Annotated in this window: 20 protein-coding genes; 9 read left to right on the top strand and 11 right to left on the bottom strand. The window is 69.3% G+C overall.

What is annotated here, in order from left to right; all coding sequences use genetic code 11:
* Positions 1 to 95 precede the first annotated feature (95 nt).
* Both ompR and ACAM42_RS16610 read left to right on the top strand, forming a co-directional pair.
* Positions 96 to 827 (top strand): two-component system response regulator OmpR, encoded by a 732-nt coding sequence (gene ompR / locus ACAM42_RS16615; protein ID WP_007837017.1) that lies wholly within the window; start codon positions 96 to 98, stop codon positions 825 to 827.
* A gap of 77 nt (positions 828 to 904) precedes the next feature.
* Positions 905 to 2,326, top strand: a complete 1,422-nt coding sequence (locus tag ACAM42_RS16610; protein ID WP_062480711.1) for a sensor histidine kinase — start codon at positions 905 to 907, stop codon at positions 2,324 to 2,326.
* A gap of 15 nt (positions 2,327 to 2,341) precedes the next feature.
* Here the strand turns inward: ACAM42_RS16610 and ispF are convergent, their stop codons facing one another.
* Complete coding sequence (gene ispF / locus ACAM42_RS16605) at positions 2,342 to 2,833, bottom strand: 2-C-methyl-D-erythritol 2,4-cyclodiphosphate synthase (protein ID WP_369632678.1); 492 nt, start codon at positions 2,831 to 2,833, stop codon at positions 2,342 to 2,344.
* The gene (gene ispD / locus ACAM42_RS16600) at positions 2,830 to 3,543 is read right to left on the bottom strand and encodes a 2-C-methyl-D-erythritol 4-phosphate cytidylyltransferase (RefSeq protein WP_062480715.1); all 714 of its coding nucleotides are present in this window, start codon (positions 3,541 to 3,543) and stop codon (positions 2,830 to 2,832) included. The genes ispF and ispD overlap by 4 nt, the downstream gene beginning before the upstream one ends.
* A 118-nt stretch (positions 3,544 to 3,661) precedes the next feature.
* Between ispD and mfd the strand changes: the two genes are divergently transcribed.
* The 3 genes from mfd to ACAM42_RS16585 are packed head-to-tail and all read left to right on the top strand — an operon-like array spanning position 3,662 to position 8,915.
* Positions 3,662 to 7,144 (top strand): transcription-repair coupling factor, encoded by a 3,483-nt coding sequence (mfd, locus tag ACAM42_RS16595; RefSeq protein ID WP_070060516.1) that lies wholly within the window; start codon positions 3,662 to 3,664, stop codon positions 7,142 to 7,144.
* Complete coding sequence (gene serB, locus ACAM42_RS16590) at positions 7,141 to 7,854, top strand: phosphoserine phosphatase SerB (RefSeq protein ID WP_369632677.1); 714 nt, start codon at positions 7,141 to 7,143, stop codon at positions 7,852 to 7,854. Before mfd ends, serB begins: the two co-directional genes overlap by 4 nt.
* A complete protein-coding gene (locus tag ACAM42_RS16585; RefSeq protein WP_369632676.1) occupies positions 7,851 to 8,915 on the top strand; it encodes an Ldh family oxidoreductase in 1,065 nt (354 codons plus the stop codon). Before serB ends, ACAM42_RS16585 begins: the two co-directional genes overlap by 4 nt.
* Before the next feature lie 6 nt (positions 8,916 to 8,921).
* Here the strand turns inward: ACAM42_RS16585 and ACAM42_RS16580 are convergent, their stop codons facing one another.
* Positions 8,922 to 9,248 (bottom strand): DUF6172 family protein, encoded by a 327-nt coding sequence (locus tag ACAM42_RS16580; RefSeq protein ID WP_369632675.1) that lies wholly within the window; start codon positions 9,246 to 9,248, stop codon positions 8,922 to 8,924.
* A 57-nt stretch (positions 9,249 to 9,305) separates the two neighbouring features.
* Between ACAM42_RS16580 and ACAM42_RS16575 the strand changes: the two genes are divergently transcribed.
* Positions 9,306 to 9,533: a hypothetical protein gene (locus ACAM42_RS16575; protein WP_013541760.1), complete on the top strand. Its 228-nt coding sequence runs from the start codon at positions 9,306 to 9,308 to the stop codon at positions 9,531 to 9,533.
* Between the two features lie 9 nt (positions 9,534 to 9,542).
* Here ACAM42_RS16575 and ACAM42_RS16570 read toward each other — a convergent pair whose 3' ends face one another.
* A complete protein-coding gene (locus tag ACAM42_RS16570) occupies positions 9,543 to 10,730 on the bottom strand; it encodes a PLP-dependent aminotransferase family protein (RefSeq protein WP_369632674.1) in 1,188 nt (395 codons plus the stop codon).
* Positions 10,731 to 10,905: 175 nt separating this feature from the next.
* Here ACAM42_RS16570 and nth point away from each other — a divergent pair, with 175 nt between their 5' ends.
* The gene (gene nth / locus ACAM42_RS16565; RefSeq protein ID WP_062480730.1) at positions 10,906 to 11,553 is read left to right on the top strand and encodes an endonuclease III; all 648 of its coding nucleotides are present in this window, start codon (positions 10,906 to 10,908) and stop codon (positions 11,551 to 11,553) included.
* Between the two features lie 21 nt (positions 11,554 to 11,574).
* Positions 11,575 to 12,432 carry an Ivy family c-type lysozyme inhibitor gene (locus ACAM42_RS16560; protein WP_369632673.1) on the top strand — a complete coding sequence of 286 codons (858 nt, stop codon included), beginning with the start codon at positions 11,575 to 11,577 and terminating at the stop codon, positions 12,430 to 12,432.
* A gap of 10 nt (positions 12,433 to 12,442) precedes the next feature.
* Here the strand turns inward: ACAM42_RS16560 and ACAM42_RS16555 are convergent, their stop codons facing one another.
* From ACAM42_RS16555 to ACAM42_RS16540, 4 genes are read right to left on the bottom strand one after another with little or no spacing between them, the layout of a single operon-like run.
* Complete coding sequence (locus ACAM42_RS16555; protein WP_369632672.1) at positions 12,443 to 13,015, bottom strand: histidine phosphatase family protein; 573 nt, start codon at positions 13,013 to 13,015, stop codon at positions 12,443 to 12,445.
* Complete coding sequence (locus tag ACAM42_RS16550; protein ID WP_369632671.1) at positions 13,012 to 13,806, bottom strand: adenosylcobinamide-GDP ribazoletransferase; 795 nt, start codon at positions 13,804 to 13,806, stop codon at positions 13,012 to 13,014. Before ACAM42_RS16550 ends, ACAM42_RS16555 begins: the two co-directional genes overlap by 4 nt.
* Positions 13,803 to 14,846, bottom strand: coding sequence for a nicotinate-nucleotide--dimethylbenzimidazole phosphoribosyltransferase (gene cobT / locus ACAM42_RS16545; RefSeq protein ID WP_369632670.1), 1,044 nt, complete (start codon positions 14,844 to 14,846; stop codon positions 13,803 to 13,805). The genes ACAM42_RS16550 and cobT overlap by 4 nt, the downstream gene beginning before the upstream one ends.
* Entirely contained in the window at positions 14,843 to 16,309 is a 1,467-nt protein-coding gene (locus ACAM42_RS16540) for a cobyric acid synthase (protein WP_369632669.1), read from the bottom strand. The genes cobT and ACAM42_RS16540 overlap by 4 nt, the downstream gene beginning before the upstream one ends.
* A gap of 94 nt (positions 16,310 to 16,403) precedes the next feature.
* On the opposite strand from ACAM42_RS16540, the gene ACAM42_RS16535 reads away from it, so the two are divergent.
* Positions 16,404 to 16,643: a hypothetical protein gene (locus tag ACAM42_RS16535; protein WP_369632668.1), complete on the top strand. Its 240-nt coding sequence runs from the start codon at positions 16,404 to 16,406 to the stop codon at positions 16,641 to 16,643.
* A gap of 16 nt (positions 16,644 to 16,659) precedes the next feature.
* Here ACAM42_RS16535 and ACAM42_RS16530 read toward each other — a convergent pair whose 3' ends face one another.
* The 3 genes from ACAM42_RS16530 to ACAM42_RS16520 are packed head-to-tail and all read right to left on the bottom strand — an operon-like array spanning position 16,660 to position 22,715.
* Positions 16,660 to 18,123 carry an efflux transporter outer membrane subunit gene (locus ACAM42_RS16530; RefSeq protein ID WP_159271940.1) on the bottom strand — a complete coding sequence of 488 codons (1,464 nt, stop codon included), beginning with the start codon at positions 18,121 to 18,123 and terminating at the stop codon, positions 16,660 to 16,662.
* Positions 18,124 to 18,148: 25 nt separating this feature from the next.
* Positions 18,149 to 21,421, bottom strand: coding sequence for an efflux RND transporter permease subunit (locus ACAM42_RS16525; protein WP_192196552.1), 3,273 nt, complete (start codon positions 21,419 to 21,421; stop codon positions 18,149 to 18,151).
* Between the two features lie 40 nt (positions 21,422 to 21,461).
* A complete protein-coding gene (locus ACAM42_RS16520; protein WP_062479898.1) occupies positions 21,462 to 22,715 on the bottom strand; it encodes an efflux RND transporter periplasmic adaptor subunit in 1,254 nt (417 codons plus the stop codon).
* Positions 22,716 to 22,844: the final 129 nt, after the last annotated feature.

Below are 22,844 nucleotides of genomic sequence, written 5' to 3'. Positions count from 1 at the left end.
GTTATGTAACTTAGTGTCAACCACTACGGAATTCGGCAGCAATGGGGTCCTAACGCCTTCAGAATCGGCGCTGTTACAAATTCAACGTTGTAGAAATGACTCAAGTTCCCGCTCGCACCGACAAGATCGTGATCGTCGACGACGACGCCCGCATCCGCGACCTGCTGCGCCGCTACCTGACGCAGGAAGGATTCGAAGTGATCGTGGCCGAGGACGGCAAGGCGCTCAACCGCATCCTGTTGCGCGACACGGTCGACCTGATCGTGCTCGACCTGATGATGCCCGGCGAAGACGGCCTCTCCGTGTGCCGCCGTCTGCGTGCCGCCAACGACCGCACGCCGATCATCATGCTCACCGCCAAGGGTGAGGACGTGGACCGCATCGTCGGTCTCGAAGTCGGCGCCGACGACTACCTCGGCAAGCCCTTCAACCCGCGCGAACTGCTGGCCCGCGTGCACGCCGTGCTGCGCCGCCGTCCGCCGCTCGAGGCGCCCGGCGCCCCCTCCACCGAGAACGAGACCGTCACCTTCGGCCCGTTCGCCTTCGACCTCGGATCGCGCACCCTGAAGAAGGACGGCGAAGAACTCTCGCTGACCACCGGCGAGTTCGCGATGCTGAAGGCGCTGGTGCGCCACCCGCGCCAGCCGCTGTCGCGCGAAAAGCTGGCCCAGCTGGCACGCGGGCGCGAATTCGAGCCCTTCGACCGCAGCCTGGACGTGCAGATCTCGCGCCTGCGCAAGCTGGTCGAGTCCGACGCCGCGGCGCCGCGCTACATCCAGACCGTCTGGGGCGTGGGCTACGTGTTCGTGCCGGACGGCACGGCCTGACGATCCGCTGAGAGGTGGCCATCGGCCTCCATTCCGCCCGACCTGACCCGGCCCAGGAGGACGGGGCACAGGTCACGATGCCGAGCCCGCTCGAAGCGAGCGCGCAGCGTGACCGCCGCCCCGGCCTCAAGCTGGGTTTCAGCCTTTTCTGGCGCACCTTCTTCCTGCTCGCACTGCTGCTGATCGGCTGCACGGTCGCGTGGCTGCAGACCTTCCGCTCGCTCGAGTACGAGCCACGCGCCATCCAGACCGGACACCAGATCGCCTCGCTCGTGAACCTCACGCGCGCGGCGCTGGTGTACTCGGACGCGATCACGCGGGTCTCGCTCATCAAGACGCTGGCCGACCAGGAAGGCGTGCGCATCCTGCCGCGCGAGCCCAACGACCGCTTCCAGCCCTACACCAGCGGCGCGCTCGACGAGCGCGTCACCGAAGAGCTGATCGCTCAACTCGGCGAAGGCACCACCGTCGCCAGCCGCGTGAACGACGAGCCGGGCCTGTGGATCGGCTTCACCATCGAGAGCGACACCTACTGGCTGCTGCTCGACCCCACGCGCTTCAGCCGCGTGGGCGGGCGCACCTGGCTGGTCTGGCTCAGCACGGCGATGGCGCTGTCGCTCGCGGGCGCGGCGCTGATCACGCGGCTCATCAACCTGCCGCTCAAGCAGCTGTCGCGCGCCACCTTGCAGGTGCGCGAGGGCGAGTACGAGGCGCACCGGCTCGACGAGCGCGCCCGCACCAACGAAATCCGCGCGGTGAACATCGGCTTCAACCGCATGGCCGACCAGCTCGCCAAGATCGAGCAGGACCGCGCCATCATGCTGGCCGGCATCTCGCACGACCTGCGCACGCCGCTGGCCCGGCTGCGGCTCGAGACCGAGATGAGCGTGGCCGACGAAGACGCGCGCGACCACATGGCCGCCGACATCGCACAGCTCGACGCGATCATCGACAAGTTCCTCGACTACGCCCGTCCCGACCACGTCGACCAGCGCCCCGTGCTGCTGCGCGACGTGATCGACGCCTGCACCTACGCCGTGCAGGACTACGAAGAGATGAACATCCACGTCGACGTGCCCGCCGACCTGAAGGTGATGGGCGACGAGGTGGAGCTCACGCGTGTGATCTCCAACCTGGTCGAGAACGCCCGGCGCTACGGCAAGACGCCGTCGACAGGCGTGGCCGACGTCACGATCCAGGCGCAGGCCAACAACGACGCGGTGCTGATCAAGGTGCGCGACCACGGCGCGGGCGTCGAGCCCGCCCTGCTCGTGCAGCTGACCAAGCCCTTCTTCCGCGGCGACGCGGCACGCACCTCGGCGGCCGGCGCCGGCCTGGGGCTGTCGATCGTGGCGAAGAACATCGAGCGCATGGGCGGCACCTTCGCGCTCACCAGCACGCCGGGCCGGGGCCTCGCGGCCCACATCCGGATGCCGCGCGCGATGCCGGCGGGCAGCAGCAAGCCCGGCGAGGTGCCGGGCAAGAAGCAGGTCGCCTGAGGAAGAACCCCGGGCTCAGCGGTGCAGCAGCACCGCGGCGCGGGCTTCCATCGCCCGCCCCTCGCCCACCGGGCCGAGCTTCTCGGCCGTCTTGGCTTTCACATTGACCTGATCAAGCGCGATGCCCAGCGTGTCGGCGATGCGCTGGCACATGGCCGGGATGTGCGGCGCCAGCTTGGGCGCCTGCGCGATCACGGTGCTGTCGACGTTGCTGATCTCCCAGCCGGCGGCCCGAACGCGGCGCGCCGCCTCGGCCAGCAGCACGGCCGAATCGGCACCGCGGAACTGGGCGTCGGTGTCCGGGAAATGCCGGCCGATGTCACCCAGCCCAGCGCCGCCGAGCAGCGCGTCGGTGATGGCGTGCAGCAGCACGTCGGCGTCCGAATGCCCGAGCAGGCCGGTGGTGTGCGGCACCTCGATGCCGCCCAGGATGAGCTTGCGCCCCGTCACCAGCTGGTGGACGTCCCAGCCTTCGCCGATGCGGATGTTGAACGGTGTCGTCGTCATGCCATGGCCTTCTTGCGGCCGAGCAGCACCGCCTCGGCCAGTGCGAAATCTTCGGGGAAGGTGACCTTGAAGTTCTGCGCGCTGCCGGGCACCAGCAGCGGCGCCAGGCCGAGGGTCTCGATGGCGCTGGCCTCGTCGGTCACCACGTCGCCCACGCGCTCCAGCGCGTCGAGCAGCATGCCGATGCGGAACATCTGCGGCGTCTGGGCCAGCCACTTGTCGGCGCGCGGCAGGGTCTGGGTCGAGCGGCTGTCGGTCGACGAGACCTTCAGCGTGTCGGCCAGCCGCTGCGCCAGCAGGCCGCCGACGGCATCGTGCTCGCAGGCGGCGATCAGCGCCTCGATCTGGCTGGACGTGACCAGGCAGCGCGCCGCGTCGTGCACCAGCACCCAGTCGTGCGGCCCGGCGCCCTTCTGGCGCAGCGCCGCCAGGCCATTGCGCACCGAGGCGGCGCGCGTCAGGCCGCCCACGCGCAGCAGGTATTCGCCGGTCACCGGGAAGCGCGGCAGCGCCGTCTGCACCTCGCGGTCGTCGGGCGACACCACCACGGCCACGCCCGCGAAACGCCCGGCCAGCGCACGAAACGCGTCCACCGTGTGGGCCACCATCGACTGGCCCGCTAGGCGCCGGTACTGCTTGGGCTGCGCGCCGCCGGCGCGGTGGCCGGAACCGGCACAGGGGATCAGCACGTAGAAACGGGAAGAAGACATGGAGGGTGCGGCACGGGCCGATGGCCGACAAGCGGATAAGGGGCCGCCATTCTAGAATTGACATTCGCACACCCCTCGCCGTCCGGCGCGGGGTGTCGTGCATTTTTCGAACCGCTCCATGGACCTCCCCCTTCTCCCGGCGGGCAAGCGTTTCACGCTGCCGCGTCCCCCGTTGTCCGCCGATGCGCTGATGCTGGCCCAGCTCGGCATGCGCGAGAAGGCCGCGGGTCGCGCCACCGCGATGTTCACCGCCGACGCGAACGACGCCCAGCGGCTCATCGACGAAATCGCCTTCTTCGCGCCCGAGCTGCGCTGCGCCCTCTTCCCCGACTGGGAAACGCTGCCCTACGACAGCTTCTCGCCGCACCAGGACCTGATCAGCGAGCGCCTGGCCACGCTGTGGCGCATCAGCCAGAAAGAGGCCGACGTGGTGCTGGTGCCCGCCACCACCGCGCTGTACCGGCTGGCGCCGCCCGCCTTCCTGGCGGGCTACACCTTCCAGTTCAAGGCCAAGCAGAAGCTGCAGGAGTCCAAGCTCAAGGCGCAGCTCACGCTGGCCGGCTACAGCCACGTGACGCAGGTCGTGAGCCCGGGCGAGTACGCGGTGCGCGGCGGCCTGATCGACCTGTTCCCGATGGGCTCGCCGGTGCCGTTCCGCGTCGACCTGTTCGACGACGAGATCGACTCCATCCGCACCTTCGACCCCGACACCCAGCGCAGCCTGTATCCCGTGCCCGAGGTGCGCCTGCTGCCGGGCCGCGAGTTTCCGATGGACGACGACGCCCGCGCGCGCTTTCGCAGCCGCTGGCGCGAACTGCTCGAGGGCGATCCGACCAAGAGCCGCATCTACAAGGACATGGGCAACGGCGTGGCCACCGCCGGCATCGAGTACTACCTGCCGCTGTTCTTCGACGAAACGGCCACGGTGTTCGACTACCTCGGCCCCGACGCCACCGTCGTGCTGCACGGCGACCTGGAACCCGCGTTTCAGCACTTCTGGCAAGACACCAACGAGCGCTACCGCCTGGTGCAGGGCGACCCCGAGCGCCCCGCGCTGCCGCCCGAGGCGCTGTTCCTCAACGCCGAGCAGTTCTACCAGCGCGCCAAGCCGCACGCGCAGCTCGCCATCCGTGGCGACATCGCCACCGACGCGCCCTACGCCGAGTTCGACAAGCTGCCGCCCTTTGCCGTCGTGCGCGGCGCCGAAGACCCGCTGGTCGGCCTGAAGGCCCACATCGCTGCCACGCCGCATCGCGTGCTGCTGATCGCCGAGAGCGATGGCCGCCGCGAGAGCCTGCTCGACTTCCTGCGCGCCAGCGGCGTGAACCCGCCGGCCTTCGATTCGCTGGCCGAGTTCGAGGCCTCGGGCGACGAAAAGATCGGCATCGCCACCGCCGCGCTGGCCTCGGGCTTCGCGTGGCGCGAACAGGCGATCGATTTCGTCACCGAGACCGAGCTGTTCGCCACCGCGCCCACCACGCGCCGGCGCAACAAGAAGCAGGAACAGGTCAGCGACGTCGAAGCGCTGATCAAGGACCTGTCCGAACTCAACGTGGGCGATCCGGTGGTGCACTCCGCGCACGGCATCGGCCGCTACCGCGGCCTGATCCACATGGACCTGGGCCAGGGCACGGGCGCCGACGGCAAGCCGCTGCTGCAGGAAATGCTGCACCTGGAGTACGCCGACAAAGCCACGCTCTACGTGCCCGTGAGCCAGCTGCACCAGATCAGCCGCTACACCGGCGTCAGCGCCGACGAGGCGCCGCTGCACAAGCTGGGCTCGGGCCAGTGGGAAAAGGCCAAGCGCAAGGCCGCCGAGCAGGTGCGCGACTCGGCCGCCGAGCTGCTCAACATCTACGCCCGCCGCGCCGCGCGCGAAGGCCATGCCTTCCGCTATTCGCCGGCCGACTACGAGGTGTTCGCCAACGACTTCGGCTTCCAGGAAACCGCCGACCAGAAGGCCGCCATCCACGCCGTGGTGCAGGACATGATCTCGCCCCAGCCGATGGACCGCCTCGTGTGCGGCGACGTGGGCTTCGGCAAGACCGAGGTCGCGCTGCGCGCCGCCTTCATCGCCGTCACCGGCGGCAAGCAGGTGGCCTTCCTGGCGCCGACCACGCTGCTGGCCGAGCAGCACTACCAGACACTGGTCGACCGCTTTGCCAAGTGGCCGGTGAAGGTGGCCGAGATGAGCCGCTTCCGCTCCGCCAAGGAAATCACGGCCGCCGCCAAGGGCCTGGCCGAAGGCCAGGTCGACATCGTGGTGGGCACGCACAAGCTGCTTTCGCAGTCGGTCAAGTTCAAGAACCTGGGCCTGCTCATCATCGACGAGGAGCACCGCTTCGGCGTGCGCCACAAGGAGGCGATGAAGGCGATGCGCGCCGAGGTCGACGTGCTCACGCTCACCGCCACGCCGATTCCGCGCACGCTGGGCATGGCGCTCGAAGGCCTGCGCGACCTGAGCGTGATCGCCACCGCGCCGCAGCGCCGGCTGGCCATCAAGACCTTCGTGCGCAACGAGGGCACGGGCGTGATCCGCGAAGCCGTGCTGCGCGAGCTCAAGCGCGGCGGGCAGGTCTACTTCCTGCACAACGAGGTCGAGACCATCGAGAACCGGCGCCAGAAGTTGGAAGAAATACTGCCCGAGGCCCGCATCGCCGTGGCGCACGGCCAGATGCCCGAGCGCGAGCTGGAGCGCGTGATGCGCGACTTCGTGGCCCAGCGCTACAACATGCTGCTGTGCTCGACCATCATCGAGACCGGCATCGACGTGCCAACCGCCAACACCATCGTGATGAGCCGCGCCGACAAGTTCGGCCTGGCACAGCTGCACCAGCTGCGCGGCCGCGTCGGCCGGAGCCACCACCAAGCCTATGCCTACCTCATGGTGCCCGACACCGAGGGCCTGACCAAGCAGGCCTCGCAGCGGCTCGAGGCCATCCAGCAGATGGAAGAGCTGGGCTCGGGCTTCTACCTGGCGATGCACGACCTGGAGATTCGCGGCACCGGCGAGGTGCTCGGCGAGAACCAGAGCGGCAACATGATGGAGATCGGCTTCCAGCTCTACAACGAGATGCTCAGCGAAGCCGTGCGCTCGCTGAAGGCCGGGCAGGAGCCCGACCTGCTCTCGCCGCTGTCGGTCACGACCGAGATCAACCTGCACGCCCCCGCCCTCCTGCCCGACGACTACTGCGGCGACGTGCACCTGCGGCTGTCGTTCTACAAGAAGCTGGCCACCGCGAAGAACCCCGACCAGATCGACACGCTGCTGGAGGAAATCGTCGACCGCTTCGGCAAGCTGCCGCCGCAGGCCCAGACGCTGATCGACACGCACCGCCTGCGCGTGCTCGCGCGGCCCTACGGCGTGGTCAAGGTCGATGCGGCGCCGGGCATCATCAACATCACCTTCCGCAAGGACGCGCCGGTGGACGGCATGGCCATCATCCAGCTGATCCAGAAGAACAAGCACATCAAGCTCGCCGGCAACGAGAAGCTGCGCATCGAGCGCGAACTCAAGGAGCCGAAGGACCGCGCCCAGATGGTGCGCGACGTGCTGCGCAGCCTCGGACAACCCCTCGTCAAGGAAACCGCCCCCGCATGAGCGCTACGACAGAAATCTCCCCCGGCCTCGTCCTCCAGCGCGTGAAGTCGCCGCTGCAGCTCGCCGACTTCAAGCTGATCGCGTTCGACATGGACTCGACGCTGATCAACATCGAATGCATCGACGAGATCGCCGATGCGGTCGGCAAGAAGGCCGAGGTGGCCGCGATCACCGAAGCCACGATGCGCGGCGAGATCAAGGACTTCAAGGAAAGCCTGCGCCGCCGCGTGGCGCTGCTGCAAGGCGTGCCGGTGGCTGCGCTGCAGCAGGTGTACGACGAGCGCCTGAAGCTCAACCCGGGCGCGACCGAACTGGTGGCGGCCTGCAAGAAGGCGGGCCTCAAGGTGCTGCTGGTGTCGGGCGGCTTCACCTTCTTCGCCAACCGCGTGAAGGACCGCCTGGGCATCGACTTCGCCCGCTCCAACCTGCTCGACGAAGCCGACGGCCAGCTCACCGGCCAGGTCGTGACGCAAAGCTGGGGCGACATCTGCGACGGCGCCGAAAAGCGCCGCACGCTGCTCGAAGTGGCCTCGCTCATGGGCATCTCGCCGCAGGAAACCATCGCCGTGGGCGATGGCGCGAACGACCTGCCGATGATGGGCGAAGCCGGGCTGTCGGTGGCCTATCACGCCAAGCCGAAGGTGCGCGAGCAGGCCATGGTGGCGATCAACGAAGGCGGGCTCGACCGCGTGCTGGAAATCCTGAAATGACCGACGCCGCCCCGCTGTACCGCGCCGACGCGCTGCGCGACTACGCCAGCGCCCTGCTGCAGAAAGCGGGGCTCGCGGCCTCGATGGCCGACAGCGTGGCGCGCACGCTGGTCGAAGGCGACCTGCTGGGCCACGACACGCACGGCCTTGCGCTGCTGGCCGGCTATGTGAAAGAAATCGAATCAGGTGGCATGACGCGCGACGGCGCGCCCGAGGTGCTGTCCGACCGCCCTGCCGCCGTGCTCTGGGACGGCAAGCGCCTGCCCGGCCCCTGGCTCATGGACCAGGGCATGGACCTGCTGGTGCCGCGTGCGCGCGAACTGGGCACGGCCTCGCTCGTGATTCGCCGCAGCCACCACATCGCCTGCCTCGCGGTCTACATGCTGCGCGCGCTGCAGGAAGACATGCTCATGCTGCTGGCCTGCTCCGACCCCAACACGGCCAGCGTCGCGCCCTTCGGCGGCACGCAGGCGGTGTTCACGCCGAATCCGCTGGCGATGGGCTTTCCGCTCTCGCAGGGCGGCGTGATGGTCGACATCTCGGCCTCGATCACCACCAACGGCATGAGCAACCGCAAGCGCGCGGCCGGTGAGACTTTCGCCGAGGAATGGCTCATCGACGCGTCCGGTAAACCGTCGAACAACCCGCAGGTGCTGTTCGACCAGCCGCCCGGCACGCTGCTGCCCGTGGGCGGCCTGAGCCACGGCCACAAGGGCTACGGCATGGCGCTGCTGGTCGAGACGCTCACGGCCGGCCTCGCGGGCCACGGCCGCGCCGACCCGCCCGAAGGCTGGGGCGCGACGGTGCACCTCACGCTGAACGACCTGCACGCCTTCGGCGGCAAGGACGCCTTCCTGCGCCAGATGGACCACGTGGCCGAGAAATGCCGCGACAACGCGCCCATCGACCCGGCCAGGCCTGTGCGGCTGCCGGGTGAAGGCGGGTTGAAGCGTCGGGAAGGGCAATCGGCGAACGGGGTGCGGCTGCACCCGTCGATTGCGCGCTCGCTGCAGGAAGTGGAGCAGCGGCATGGCCTGCGGCTGGCGCAGGCGCTGATCTGACGGGGCTTATTCCTCGTCGTCGTTCTCGGCGTGGCCGGGCGCACCCGCGGGCCGCGGCTGGCGCTTGCCGGGCTTGGCCAGGATCTCGATGTAGAACTGCTTGCCGCCCTCTTTCACCACACCGTCGATGAGGCCGGTGATGGCCGTGAGGTGGATGGTTTCGGCGGATTCCTGGGCGCTGCCGAACCGGCAGTCGAAGTCCCAGAAGTCGGCGCCTTCGGGCAGGTCGCGGCGGCGCTCGCGCTTGATGTACTTGCGGATCTCGTGCTTGACGGCTTCGAGGAGACGGTCGGGGTGCTTGCCCTCGACCTGAAGCTGGAAGGTTTTTCTCATGGGTGATGGTAACCCGCTGTGTAAAGTCGGCGGTTCAAATGGAAAGCAGGTGAAGACATGGCACGCGCAAACGACTGGGCAAGCAAGGTGATGGCATTGGTGAACGGCGGCAACGCCCCGGCGGCCATTGCGCAGATCAAGGTCGCGCCCTCGGTCAAGGACCTGAAGGCGCTGCAGACCATCATGACGCTCTCCAAAATGAAAGGCCGCTATCCGAACGTGGATGCGGCCATTTCAGACAACCTGGACCTGCTGGCGGCGCCCCGCCTGCACCGGTCCCCCTGAACGTCGGCGTTACAGGGCCTGGCCGAGGCGTTTCACGCCCTCTTCGATCTTCTCGATGTCGGCCGTCGCAAAGCTCAGGCGCAGCGTCGCCACATCGGGCTTCTCGGCGAAGAACGGCGCGCCGGGCACGAAGGCCACCAGCTTCTCGATCGCACGCTTGGCCAGCTCGTTGGCATCGGCCAGCTTGCCGTTGGCGCCCGTCAGGCGCGCCCAGAAGAACAAACCGCCGTTGGGCTGCGTGAAGCTCACCGCATCGCCCAGCTCGCGCGTCAGCGCGGCGCCCATGGCCTGCGCACGCTGGCCGTAGACCTCGCGCACATGCGCCAGCGTGCCGGGCATGCGGCCGCTCTTGAGGTACTGCGCGGCCGTGGCCTGCGCGAAGGTGCTGGTGTGGGCGTCGCTGAACTGCTTGCACATCGTCGCCTTGGCCAGCAACTCGGGCGGCGCGATCATCCAGCCGATGCGCAGGCCGGGGCTGAGCACCTTGCTCAGGCTGCCGCAATGCGCGAGCAGCTCGCGGCTGCCGGGCACGTCCTTGCTCAGCGACATGATCGACGGCGGCGGCGCTTCGCCGAAGTACAGGTCGCCGTAGGGATCGTCCTCGACGATCAGCGTCTGGTACTTCACGGCCAGCTCGAGCACCTTCTTGCGACGCTCCAGCGTGAGCATCGCGCCGCTGGGGTTGCCGAAGGTGGGGATCAGGTAGACGAACTTGGGCTTGTGTTCGGCGATGAGCTTTTCGAGCTCGTCGGTCTTCACGCCGTTGGCGTCGATGGGTGCGCTGATGAGCTGCGCGCCGTACAGGCGAAAGCACTGGATCGTCGCCAGGAAGGTCGGGCCTTCGACGATCACCTTGTCGCCGGGCGAGATCATGGTCTTGCCCAGCAGGTCGAGCGCCTGCTGGCTGCCAGTGGTGACGATCAGGCCGCTCGGGTCCACGTCGACGCCCTTGGTCTTCATGAAGGAACTGAGCTGGTTGCGCAGCGGCTCGTAGCCTTCGGTGGCGCCATATTGCAAGGCCGCGCCGGGCTCTTCCGCCAGCGCCTTCTGGCTCGCCTCCTTCAGGCCCTCGACGTCGAACATGGCGCTGTCGGGAAAGCCGCCCGCAAAACTGATGATGCCGGGCTTGCCCAGCAGCTTGAAGAGTTCGCGGATGGCGGAGGTTTCGACGTTGTCGAGGCGGGAGGCGAATTGCATGGTCAGTCTCACTTTCTGGGCGTCATTGTCGCGAAAGCCCGGGCAGGAAAGCTGCGTAGGGCCATGGCTTTTCGACGATATATTGCATCCATCGCCGCAAACGCCGGTGCTCGCCCTGCCTTCCGCGGCATGCGCCCCGCGAGCCCCTTGCAATGAACGGCGGCCCCCACGACCCATGAAAAAATCCGACATCCCCCTCTTCTTCGCCACCCTGCAGGCCGCCAACCCCGAGCCGCGCACGGAACTCGAATACACCACGCCCTTCGAACTGCTGGCCGCCGTGCTGCTGTCGGCGCAGGCCACCGACGTGGGCGTGAACAAGGCAACGCGCCGGCTGTATCCGGTGGCGAACACGCCGCAGGCGATCCTCGACCTCGGGGTGGAAGGGCTGGAGTCGTACATCAAGACGATCGGGCTGTACCGCAGCAAGGCCAAGCACCTGATGGAGGCCTGCCGGATGCTGGTCGAGCTGCACGGCGGCGAGGTGCCGCGCACGCGCGCCGAGCTCGAGGCGCTGCCGGGCGTGGGGCGCAAGACGGCCAACGTGGTGCTCAACGTGGCCTTCGGCGAGGAGACCATCGCGGTCGATACGCACATCTTCCGCATCGGCAACCGCACGGGGCTTGCGCCCGGCAAGACGCCGCTGGACGTGGAACTCAAGCTCGAAAAGCGCATCCCACCCGAATTCCGCCTGCACGCGCACCACTGGCTGATCCTGCACGGGCGCTATGTCTGCGTGGCGCGCAAGCCGCGCTGCTGGGAATGCGCGGTCTCCACCTTCTGCTCGTTCAAGCCCAAGACGCCGGCCCCCAAGACCGCCTGAGCGGCACACACCACCTCGCACATGACGACGACAACGATTTTCAAGAAGACGCCTTCCACCGCCCTCCTCTTTCTCGCAGCGCTGTGCAGCGCGGGCGCCGCCTGGTCGCGCGACGGCGTGCTGCCGCCGGAGACGATGGCGCTCTACGGCGGACGCTGGTCCACCAACTGCGCCGACGCAGCCGCACCGACGCTGCAGGTGCGCGAAGACATGCTGATCGCCGAGCGCGGCAAGCGCCGCGTCGTCGGCCGCCAGCCGGACACGGCCCACAGCTTCTTCGGCAATCAGGCGCCGCCGCCGAACTTCGACGTGGCGCTCATGAGCCGCGTGGACAAGGGCGACAACGCGATGATGAATTTCCTGGTCTTTCGCGATGCGCGCGGCCAGTCGATCACGCTGAAGGCCGACAAGCCGGTCATGGGCCAGCTGGGGCCGGAGCTGATGAAGCCGCGCTACTGGCGCTGCGACGGTCCGGCGCGCGCCGCGGCGCCGCCCGCCGAACCCGCGACCGCCGCCCCCAAGCCGCCGGCACCCGCCACGGGCAGCCCGGCCGCACTCGCCCGGGGCCCCGCGATGGACAAGGCCTGGCGCGCCGCGCTGGGCACACGGGAAACTGAACGCTGGCTGGTGCGCCGCGAAGGCCCGGCGCCCGAGCCGCAATGGGTGACGGTGGACGGCACGCGCTACCTGCTGCACGCCTTCTGCAAGCCGCACGACTGCTACGACCACAACGCCATCGCGCTCTACGACCAGGGCTCGGGCCGGCTCTATGGCCTGGTGCAGCGCAACGGGCAGAACCAGCTCCTGGGTGGCCCGTCGCCACAGTTCGCGGGGCAGCTCGACCGGCTCTGGCGCGAGCAGTGGCGCGCCAAGAACTGACGGCGCTTCGTCAGCCGACCGGCGAGGCGACCACGCGCCAGTCGCCAAAAGCCGCCGCGTCGTTGGGCCATTGATCGGCTCGCTCAGGGCACGACACGCCCTGCGACAGCAGCTGCACCGCCCGCAGCACGCCGGCATGCGTGACCCACAGCGCATCGGCGCCGGTCGCCAGCCAGTCGGCGTGCGCCGAGGCCACGCGTTGCATGAAGGCGCGCACGCTTTCGCCATCGCCTCCTGCCGGAGCATCGGCGAAACGATTCGTCCAGGCCTCGAATTCCTCACGGGCCACGGCCGACCACAGGCGCCCTTCCCAGGCGCCGAAACTCATTTCGGCCAGTCGCGCATCGCGCCGCACCGACAGATCGGGCCGCAGCGCGACGATGGCATCCGCCAGCAGGGCGCAACGCCGTAGCGGCGAACTCCACAGCGCGATGCCGGCCGGCAGCACCGCGGCGATGCGCGCGGCGGCGGCCTGCGTGCCGTCCGCGTGGGCATCGAGGTCGGTCGCGCCGTAGCACAGGCCCGCCGGCGCGATCACCGGTGCGTGGCGCTGCAGCCAGAGCTGGGCGATCGCGGTGCTCATGCCTTCCACGCCAGCGCGAGGTAGATCGTGAGTTCGCACACCTGCTGCGTCGCGCCGAGCCCGTCGCCCGTGAAGCCCTGCAGCCGACGCACGAAGAGCCGCGCCATCCAGCCCCCGGCGAGCACCAGCGCCGCGAGCGCCGCGCCCACATCCACCGCGTCGTGCGCGCACAGCAGCAACGCCACAGCGGGCGCGGCCCAGAGCACGGCGACGAGCAGCGCGCCGCCGCTGATCGCGTCGGCCAGCGGCTTGGCCTTGCTGCCGCTGCTGTCGCCCACATAGGGCAGCCAGCGGATCAGGAACAGCGGCGCCAGCCGCGACAGAACGTGCGCGCCGACGATAGCCACCGCCGCCACGTCCAGCCCGCGCGCGGCCAGCGCGGCCAGCAGGCCGAACTTCAGGCCCAGCGCCAGCACCAGCGCGACCGCGCCGAAGGCGCCGATGCGCGAGTCCTTCATGATCTCCAGCGCCCGCTCGCCGCTGGCCGAACCACCAAGGCCGTCGGCCACATCGGCCAGACCGTCTTCGTGGAAGGCACCCGTGAGCATCACGGTGGCGACGGTGCTCAGCACGGCCGCCGCAAAGGCCCCTGCGGCGCCCGGCAGGCCGGCGCCCACGGCCACGAACACGGCCGCAGCCACCCCGCCCGCGATCCAGCCGATGGCCGGCAGGTGCGCCGCGGCGGCGCGCAGCATCTGCGGGCTGAAGCCGACCCAGTCGGCGAGTTTTCCCGTCACCGGCACGCGGGTGAAAAACTGGACGGCCAGCAGGAAGTGGCGCACGCCGTTCATTGCTGGCGCGACACGCCCGCCGATTCGAAGCTCGCCATCTCGCGCAGGATGCGGCAGGCCGATTCGAGCAGCGGCCACGCCAGCGCGCCGCCAGAGCCCTCGCCCAGGCGCAGGTCGAGGTTCAGCAAGGGCTCGAGCCCGAGGTGCTTCAGCAGCAGCGTGTGCCCCGGCTCGGCCGAGCTGTGCGCCGCCACGCAGCGCTGCGTCACCTGCGGCCGGACCGCCTGCGCGACCAGCACGGCGGCGCTGGCGATGAAGCCGTCGACCACGATCACGCGCCGCTCCTGCGCCGCCTGCAGCACGGCGCCGACCAGCGTCGCCACCTCGAAACCACCGAACGCGGCCAGCGCGTCGAGCGGCGCGGTCGCTCCGGCGTGCAGGGCGAGCACCTCGCGCAGCACCTCGCGCTTGCGTGCGAGGCCTTCCGCATCGAGCCCGGTGCCGGCGCCGGTGCACAGGCCGATGTCCAGCCCGGCCAGGCGCGACAGCAGCAGCGCGGCGGACGAGCTGTTGCCGATGCCCATTTCGCCGAGCAGCAGCGCGTTGCCCGGCAGCGCGCGCACCACCTCGCGGCCGTTGGCGATGGCCTGGGCGCACTGTTCGGGCGTCATGGCGGGGCCGGCCGAGGCGTCGGCCGTGCCGGCGGCGATGCGCCGCGACACCAGGCCGGGGCGCGGCTGGAAGTCGCGCCGAACGCCGCAATCGACCACGGTGAGCGCCAGGCCGTGCTGGCGCGCCAGCACGCTGACCGCCGCACCGCCGGCCAGGAAGTTCTCGACCATCTGCCAGGTCACGTCGCTCGGGTAGGCCGACACGCCGCGCGCCGCCAGCCCGTGGTCGCCCGCGCACACGAGCATCTGCGGCGCGTCGAGCACCGGCTGCTCGGTGCCCAGGATGGTGCCGATGCGCAGCGCCAGCGCTTCGAGGCGGCCCAGCGCGCCGACGGGCTTGGTCTTGTTGTCGAGCGCGGCCTGCAGGCGCGCCGCGAGCGCTGCGTCGGCGATGTCTGGAATGGCGGGAATCAAATCGGTGTCGGTCATGCGATCAGGCCGGCGAGCACGCCGGCGTCGAAGTGGGTGTCGATGAAGTCGGCCAGGCCGTCGAAGGTGGCGTCCAACGTGGGCGCCGTGGTGCCGAACAGCGCCTGCAGCGCGGCCGGGTCTTCGAACAGGCCGTGCAGGTACAGGCCCAACACGTTGCCGCGCGCGTTCTGCCAGGCCAGGCCCTCGGGCATCACGGCTCGGCCGTCGTGGACCAGCTGAGGGTGGGCGGCCGTCTGGCCGTGGTGGATTTCGTAGCCGGCGATGCGCACGCCCGCCAGCGCGACCCAGGGGCCGACCACGAGGTCTGCCGAGAACGTCGCCTCGCGGTGCCGCACGGTCTTCTCGCGCTCGAACACGGTCACCAGCGGCAGCAGCCCGAGCCCGGGCGCGTTGCCGTCGATGCCATGCGGATCGACCAGCGCTTCGCCCAGCATCTGCAGCCCGCCGCACACGCCCAGCACCGCACCGCCGCGCCCGGCATGCTCGGCCACCGCGCGGTCCAGCCCCTGCGCGCGCAGCCAGGCCAGGTCGCCGCTCGTGTGCTTGGAGCCGGGCAGCACGATCCAGTCGGCGCCCGCCACGTCGGCCGGCGTGCGGGCCCAGACCAGGCGCACGCCGGGCACGTTCTTCAGCGCCTGGAACTCGTCGAGGTTGCTCAGGCGCGGGTACGCGACCACCGCCACGGTGCGCGTGACCACGCCGCTGGCGCGGCTGCGGTCGTCGAACACGCCGTCTTCCTCGGGCAGGCCGTGCTGCCACCACATCGGCAGCGTGGCCACGGTGGGCACGCCGGTCAATTCCTGCAACTGCTGCGGCGCGGGCGCCAGCAACGAGGCGTCGCCGCGGAACTTGTTGAGCACGAAGCCATGGATGAGCGCCCGGTCGGCCTCGGGCAGCAGCGCCCAGGTGCCGTACAGGTGGGCGAAGGCGCCGCCGCGGTCGATGTCGGTTGCCAGCAGGCAGCGGGCCTGGGCATGGCGGGCGACGCGCAGGTTGACGATGTCGCTGGCCATGAGGTTGATCTCGGCCGGCGAACCGGCGCCTTCGATGACGACCACGTCGTTCTCCGCGCGCAGTTCGTCGAAGGCCTGCGCGATCTGCGGCCAGACGCGCTCGCTGCGCCCGCGCCACGGCAGGGTCGACAGCGCCTCGCTCACCTGCCCCATCAGCACCACCTGGCTGTGGGTGTCGCGCTCGGGCTTGAGCAGCAGCGGGTTCATGCGCACGTCGGGCACGGCGTTGGCGGCCAGGGCCTGGAAGTACTGGGCGCTGCCGATTTCGCCGCCCTCGACCACGCGGGCGTTGTTGCTCATGTTCTGCGCCTTGAACGGCGCCACCCGCAACCCCTGGCGGACATACCACCGGCACAGCGCGGTGGCCAGCCAGCTCTTGCCGGCGCCGCTGGTGGTGCCCAGGACCATGACGCAGCGCGCCGGCCCGCTTGTCGCTCTAGAACTCATCCGCGGATTGTCGTTGAGCGCTGAACCGAATCCGGAAAGCCGAATCGGACGTACCAAGGGATGTGGCCCCGCTGCGGGCCGCATCCGCCAAGCCATGTCCGCCCTCAACGATCTGGCGCTGACGGTCGAGGAACGCGAGCCGGGCCGGTTCTACTGGCTCCTGCTCGAAGCCGTCCACGACACCGGCAGCACCTCCGACACGCTCGGCTACCGGCCGCTGCGGGTGGCTGCGCGCCCGCAATCCAGCTATTCGAGCGCGCTCGCACTGGGTGCGGTGGCGCTGAAACAGGTCGCCGCCACGGCGACGCACCCGGGCCCCGGCAGCAGCGCCTGAGCCCGGATCGACCCGATCAGCGGGTCGCCACCTTCTCCGTGGCCGGCACTTCCCAGCCGCCGCCGATGGCGCGGATCAGCCCCACCGTCGCCTGGTACTGGGCCGATTTCACCTGCAGCGCCTGGCGCCGGTTGCGCAGCTCGCTGCGGCGCGCGTCGAGCAGGTCGAGCTGGCTCACGTAGCCGTTGCGATAGCGCGTGTCCGACAGGCTGGTGGCGCGTTGCGCCGAGGTCACGGCCTGCGCCTGCACCACCGACTGCTCCTGCAGGATGCGGATGGCCGCCAGCTGGTCTTCGACCTCCTGGAACGCCACCAGCACCTGCGAGCGGTAGCTGGCGAGCGCACCGTCGAGCTGGGCGTTGGCGCCCTGCACGCCGGCCTCGCGGCGGCCACCGTCGAAGATCGGCAGCGACAGCAGCGCGCCCACGCCCCACGAGCGGGCCGACCACTTGAAGAGGTCGCCGATCTCGGGCGAGGCGTAGCCGGCCGCGCCGGTCAGCGAGATGTTCGGGAACCACGCGGTCTGCGCCACGCCCACGCGGGCCTGCGCCGCCATGACGGCGCTCTGCGCGGCCGACACGTCGGGCCGGCGCGTGAGCACGGTGGACGGCACGCCCGGCGGGATCACCGGCAATGCGGTCGCCCAGTCGTCGGGCCGCATGCCGAAGCTGGAGGCCGAATCGCCCACCAGCACGGCCAGCGCATGTTCCACCTGGGCGCGCTGGCGATCGAGTGCGAGCGCGTCCGACTCGGTGGACGACACCTCGGTCTGCACGCGCGCCACGTCGAGCTCGGCGATGTCGCCGGCCTGCTGGCGGCGCTGCGTCAGGCGCAGCGTGTCGCGGTAGGCGGCGACCGATTCGCGCACCAGCACGCGCTCGGCGTCGAGCGCGCGCAGCTGCAGGTAGGTCTGCGCCACCTCGGCCTGCACCGCGAGCCGCGTGCTCTGCAGCAGCGCCTCGCGGCCGGCCGCGTCGAGCTTGGCCGCATCGGCCGCGCCCGAGAGGCGGCCGAACAGGTCGACCTCGTACGAGAACGTGGCGCCGATGTTGGTCATGGTGCCCGGCCGGGTGCTGGCCGTGGCCTTGTCCAGGCCCGCACCGCGGTTGGCGCCGGCGCCCAGGCCGATCTGCGGCAGGCGGTCGGCCTGGGCGCTGCGCGCCAGCGCGCGGGCCTCGGCCAGCCGCGCGGCGGCGGCCTGGATGTTGGTGTTGTCGACCTCGGCGCGCTGGATCAGCGTGTTGAGCACCGGGTCGTTGAACGCCAGCCACCACTCGCCGCGCGGTTGCGCCTCGGCGGGCGTGGCCCGGGTGAAGCCGGCCGGCGCCGTGGCACCCGGCTGTTCCTTGAACTGCGCCGCGGTCGGCACCGTGGGCATGCCCGAAGGCACGCTGGCGCAACCGGCCAGCACCAGGGCCGCCACCAGCGGCAACACGGCGGCGCGCAAGGGGCGCATCAGGGTTGGGATTGCGAATGTCATGGACAACCTTCTTTCTTCTTGTCGATCAGTCATGCGCGCCATGCGAGGGGCGCGGCGAGGCCGGCACCGGGTGCAGACCGCCACCACCGCCACCGTGCGAAGGCGCCACCGGATGGTCGGCCGACACGAAGTCGTCGCCGTGCGGCACTTCGCCGTGCAGCTTGAGCGGCCGGTTGCCCGCCAGGCGGCGCATCAGCACGTAAAACACCGGCGTCAGGAACAGGCCGAAGGCCGTCACGCCGATCATTCCGGCGAACACCGCCACACCCATCGCCTTGCGCATCTCGGAGCCGGCACCGGTCGAGAGCACGAGGGGCAGCACACCCATCACGAAGGCCAGCGAGGTCATCAGGATCGGGCGCAGGCGCAGGCGGCTGGCTTCGATCGCGGCCTGGATGGGCGTGCGTCCGGCGAACTCCAGCTCCCGTGCGAACTCCACGATCAGGATCGCGTTCTTCGCACTCAGCCCCACCAGCACGATCAACCCGATCTGCGTGAAGACGTTGTTGTCGCCTCCCGAGATCCACACGCCCGCCATCGCGGCCATGATGCCCATCGGCACGATCAGGATGATCGCGATCGGCAGCGTCAGGCTTTCGTACTGCGCGGCCAGCACCAGGAACACCAGCAGGATCGCCAGCGGGAACACCAGGAAGGCGGAGTTGCCGGCCAGGATTTCCTGGTAGGTCAGCTCGGTCCACTCGAAGCTCACGCCCTTGGGCAGCGTCTCGGCCGCGATCTTGGTGATCACGTCCTGCGCCTGGCCCGACGAATAGCCGGGGGCCGGGCCGCCGTTGATGTCAGCGGCGAGGTAGCCGTTGTAGCGCATGGCGCGTTCCGGGCCGAAGGTCGAGTTGACCTTCATCAGCGCGGCCAGCGGCACCATCTCGCCCGAGGTCGAGCGCACCTTCAGCATGCCCACGTCTTCGGCACGGGCGCGGTACGGCGCATCGGCCTGGACGCGTACGGAATACGTGCGGCCGAACTTGTTGAAGTCGTTGGCATACAGGCTACCGAGGTAGATCTGCATCGTGTCGAAGATGTCCGTCACCGGCACGCCGAGCTGGCGCGCCTTGGTGCGGTCGATGTCGGCGTACAGCTGCGGCACGTTGACCTGCCAGCTCGTGAACATGCCCGTCAGTTCAGGCGCCGCATACGCCTTGGCCATGAAGGCCTTCACCGCGACGTCCATCTGGTCGTAGCCAACCGAGGCGCGGTCTTCGATCTGCAGCTTGAAGCCGCCGGTCGTGCCCAGGCCTGCCACCGGCGGCGGCGGGAACATCACGATGAACGCGTCCTGGATGCTCGAGAACGCACCGTTGAGCTGGCCCGCCACCGCACCGCCGCTCTGGTCGGCGCGCTTGCGCTGGTCGAAGGGCTTGAGCGTGGCGAACACGATGCCCGAGTTCGAGCTGTTGGTGAAGCCGTTGATCGACAGGCCCGGGAAGGCAATGGCGTCTTCCACGTTCGGGTTCTTCTTCATGATCTCGCCCATGCGGGTGATCACCTCTTCCGTGCGGTCGAGCGTGGCGCCGTCGGGCAGCTGGGCAAAACCGATGAGGTACTGCTTGTCCTGCGCCGGCACGAAGCCGCTGGGCACCGCCTTGAAGAGGCCGAAGGTCACGCCCACCAGCGCCAGGTAGATCACCAGCATCAGCGTCTTGCGCGAGATCACGCGCTTGACGCCGCCGCTGTAGGCCTCGGAACCGCGATGGAAGAACTTGTTGAAGCCGCGGAACAGCCAGCCGAAGGCCTTGTCCATGCCGCGCGTCAGGGCGTCCTTCGGCTGGTCGTGGCCGCGCAGCAGCAGTGCCGCAAGAGCGGGCGACAGCGTCAGCGAGTTGATGGCCGAGATCACCGTCGAGATCGCGATGGTCACCGCGAACTGCTTGTAGAACTGGCCCGTAAGACCGCTGATGAAAGCCAGCGGCACGAACACGGCCACGAGCACCAGCGCGATCGCGATGATGGGGCCCGACACTTCACGCATCGCGCGGTACGTGGCCTCACGCGGCGTGAGCCCCGCCTCGATGTTGCGCTCGACGTTCTCCACCACCACGATGGCGTCGTCCACCACGATGCCGATGGCCAGCACCAGCCCGAACAGGCTCAGCGCGTTGATCGAGAAACCGAGGACGTGCAGCACCGCGAAGGTACCGATCACCGACACCGGCACAGCCAGCAGCGGAATGATCGACGCGCGCCACGTTTGCAGGAACAGGATCACCACCAGCACCACCAGCGCGATGGCTTCGAGCAGCGTGTGGATCACCGATTCGATCGATGCGCGCACGAACTGCGTCGGGTCGTAGGCGATGCGGTATTCCAGGCCTTCCGGCATGTTCTTGTTCAGCTCTTCCATCGTCTTGCGGACGTTGGACGAGATGTCGAGCGCGTTGGAGCCCGGGGCCTGGAACACGCCCATGCCGACGGCCGGGTCGTTGTTCAGCAGCGAACGCAGCGAGTAGTCGGCGGCGCCCATTTCGAGGCGGCCGATGTCGCGAAGACGCGTGACGGCGCCGTCGGTGCCGCTCTTGACGATGATGTCGCCGAACTCTTCTTCGCTCTGCAGGCGCCCTTGCGCATTGATCGACAGCTGCATGTCCACGCCCGACAGGCCCGGCGATGCACCGACCACGCCGGCCGCGGCCTGCACGTTCTGGCCACGGATCGCAGCCACCACGTCGGAAGCCGACAGACCACGCTGCGCGACCTTCTGCGGGTCGAGCCAGACGCGCATCGAGTAGTCGCCGCCGCCGAAGATCTGCACCTGGCCCACGCCTTCGATGCGCGCGAGCGGGTCCTTCACGTTCAGCACCGCGTAGTTGCGCAGGTAGTTGATGTCGTAGCGGTTGTTCGGCGAGACGAGGTGGACCACCATCGTCAGGTCGGGTGCGCTCTTGACGGTCGTGATACCGAGGCGCCGCACTTCTTCGGGCAGGCGCGGCTCGGCTTGCGAGACGCGGTTCTGCACCAGCTGCTGGGCCTTGTCGGGATCGGTGCCGAGGCGGAAGGTGACGGTCAGCGTCATCACGCCGTCGGTCGTCGCCTGGCTGCCCATGTAGAGCATGCCTTCGACGCCGTTGATCTGCTCTTCGAGCGGCGTGGCCACCGTTTCAGCGATCACCTTCGGGTTGGCGCCCGGGTACGTTGCGCGCACCACCACCGAGGGCGGCGCGACTTCGGGGTACTCCGAGATCGGCAGGCCGCGCAGCGCAATCAGGCCCGCGATCAGCATCAGAAGCGACAGCACGCCGGCAAAGATCGGCCTGTCGATGAAGAATTTTGAGAGATTCATGTTGGTTCTCCGGCGGGCGCCAGGGCGCCCTCCTCCGAAATCAGGACTTCGCGGCCTCGGCCACGCGTTCCGGTTGTTGTTGCTTCGTATCGAGCTTGGCGTCCATCGTCACGGTCTGCGGCACCACCAGCGCACCCGGGCGGATGTGCTGCAGGCCGTTCACCACCACGCGGTCGCCGGCCTTCAGGCCCTTGCTCACCACGCGCAGGCCGTTGATGGGCGCGCCCAGCGTCACCTCGCGGTACATGGCCTTGTTGTCGTCGCCCACGACCATCACGAACTTCTTGTTCTGGTCGGTGCCGATGGCACGCTCGCTCACCAGCAGCGCGGTGTCGTTGCGGGCCTGGCCCATGCGGATGCGGGCGAACTGGCCGGGAATGAGCGCGCCGTCCTTGTTGTCGAACGAAGCACGCACACGCACGGTGCCGCTGCGGGCATCGACCTGGTTGTCGATCAGCTGCAGCTTGCCGGTGAAGGGCGTGCCTTCGAGGCCGGCGGTGCCCATCTGCACGGGGATCGTGTCGATCTGGCCGCGCGCACCGGCGTTGGCCGGCAGGTCCTTCAGCGCGCGGGTGATGACCTGCTCGTCGGCGTCGAAGCTCGCGTAGATCGGGCTCACCGACACCAGCGTGGTCAGCACGGGCGCGCCGGGGCCGGCGGCCACCAGGTTGCCGACGGTCACTTCGAGCTTGCCGATACGGCCCGAGACCGGCGCGCGCACCTGGGTATAGCCCAGGCTCAGGCGTGCGGTCTGCAGCGAGGCTTGCGCCGCGCGCAGGTTGGCTTCGGCTTCGCGGCCGGCGTTCACGCGCTCGTCGAGTTCACGCTGCGCGATGGCCTGCTCGTCCCACAGGCGGCGGGCACGTTCCTGCTCGCTGCGGCTGAAGGCCTGGCGGGCTTGGGCCGACGCCACCTGCGCTTCGGCACGCTCCACCTCGGCGGCGTACGGCGCCGGGTCGATGGTGATGAGCAGGTCGCCCTGCTTCACCAGCGCGCCTTCGCGGAAGTGCACCGCCTGCACGGCGCCTGCCACGCGGGAGCGCACGTCGACGCGCTGCACGGCTTCGAGGCGGCCCGAGAACTCGTCCCAGGCGTTGATCTCGCTCGACGCCACGGTGGCGACCGACACCGGCGTGCCCTGTTGCGCGGCGACCGGGGCGGTCGCCTCGGCCTTGAAGCTGTACATGCCCACCACCGCGGCGGCCACGGCCAGCACCGCGGTGAGGCCAGTCACGGCGGGCCACAGCCCCTTACGGGTGATGGAAGACAGCGATTGTTCGTTCTTGTTCGACATGATGGTTCGTCCTTCTCGATGACTTTTTCGGGATGCAACAGGCCATCCCGGCGCCGGCGGCGTCAGGAGGCGGAATTCAGAGAACAGAAAGCCCTGCCACCCGCCTCGGTGGAGGCGGCGGCTTGGTTC

It is taken from the genome of Variovorax sp. V35 (genome assembly GCF_041154465.1).
GTDB classification, from domain to species: domain Bacteria; phylum Pseudomonadota; class Gammaproteobacteria; order Burkholderiales; family Burkholderiaceae_C; genus Variovorax; species Variovorax boronicumulans.
This window is presented reverse-complemented; position numbering and strand designations above follow the sequence as displayed.

What these genes read in the sequence shown, in the direction of transcription:
- cobT (WP_369632670.1), bottom strand. Translation starts at nt 14,846, where the DNA reads ATGACCGACACCGATTTGATTCCCGCCATTCCAGACATCGCCGACGCA.
- ACAM42_RS16520 (WP_062479898.1), bottom strand. Translation starts at nt 22,715, where the DNA reads ATGTCGAACAAGAACGAACAATCGCTGTCTTCCATCACCCGTAAGGGG.
- ACAM42_RS16555 (WP_369632672.1), bottom strand. Translation starts at nt 13,015, where the DNA reads ATGAGCACCGCGATCGCCCAGCTCTGGCTGCAGCGCCACGCACCGGTG.
- ACAM42_RS16575 (WP_013541760.1), top strand. Translation starts at nt 9,306, where the DNA reads ATGGCACGCGCAAACGACTGGGCAAGCAAGGTGATGGCATTGGTGAAC.
- ACAM42_RS16540 (WP_369632669.1), bottom strand. Translation starts at nt 16,309, where the DNA reads ATGAGTTCTAGAGCGACAAGCGGGCCGGCGCGCTGCGTCATGGTCCTG.
- ACAM42_RS16570 (WP_369632674.1), bottom strand. Translation starts at nt 10,730, where the DNA reads ATGCAATTCGCCTCCCGCCTCGACAACGTCGAAACCTCCGCCATCCGC.
- ACAM42_RS16585 (WP_369632676.1), top strand. Translation starts at nt 7,851, where the DNA reads ATGACCGACGCCGCCCCGCTGTACCGCGCCGACGCGCTGCGCGACTAC.
- ACAM42_RS16525 (WP_192196552.1), bottom strand. Translation starts at nt 21,421, where the DNA reads ATGAATCTCTCAAAATTCTTCATCGACAGGCCGATCTTTGCCGGCGTG.
- ACAM42_RS16550 (WP_369632671.1), bottom strand. Translation starts at nt 13,806, where the DNA reads ATGAACGGCGTGCGCCACTTCCTGCTGGCCGTCCAGTTTTTCACCCGC.
- ompR (WP_007837017.1), top strand. Translation starts at nt 96, where the DNA reads ATGACTCAAGTTCCCGCTCGCACCGACAAGATCGTGATCGTCGACGAC.
- mfd (WP_070060516.1), top strand. Translation starts at nt 3,662, where the DNA reads ATGGACCTCCCCCTTCTCCCGGCGGGCAAGCGTTTCACGCTGCCGCGT.
- ispD (WP_062480715.1), bottom strand. Translation starts at nt 3,543, where the DNA reads ATGTCTTCTTCCCGTTTCTACGTGCTGATCCCCTGTGCCGGTTCCGGC.
- ispF (WP_369632678.1), bottom strand. Translation starts at nt 2,833, where the DNA reads ATGACGACGACACCGTTCAACATCCGCATCGGCGAAGGCTGGGACGTC.
- ACAM42_RS16560 (WP_369632673.1), top strand. Translation starts at nt 11,575, where the DNA reads ATGACGACGACAACGATTTTCAAGAAGACGCCTTCCACCGCCCTCCTC.
- serB (WP_369632677.1), top strand. Translation starts at nt 7,141, where the DNA reads ATGAGCGCTACGACAGAAATCTCCCCCGGCCTCGTCCTCCAGCGCGTG.
- ACAM42_RS16610 (WP_062480711.1), top strand. Translation starts at nt 905, where the DNA reads ATGCCGAGCCCGCTCGAAGCGAGCGCGCAGCGTGACCGCCGCCCCGGC.
- ACAM42_RS16530 (WP_159271940.1), bottom strand. Translation starts at nt 18,123, where the DNA reads ATGACATTCGCAATCCCAACCCTGATGCGCCCCTTGCGCGCCGCCGTG.
- nth (WP_062480730.1), top strand. Translation starts at nt 10,906, where the DNA reads ATGAAAAAATCCGACATCCCCCTCTTCTTCGCCACCCTGCAGGCCGCC.
- ACAM42_RS16535 (WP_369632668.1), top strand. Translation starts at nt 16,404, where the DNA reads ATGTCCGCCCTCAACGATCTGGCGCTGACGGTCGAGGAACGCGAGCCG.
- ACAM42_RS16580 (WP_369632675.1), bottom strand. Translation starts at nt 9,248, where the DNA reads ATGAGAAAAACCTTCCAGCTTCAGGTCGAGGGCAAGCACCCCGACCGT.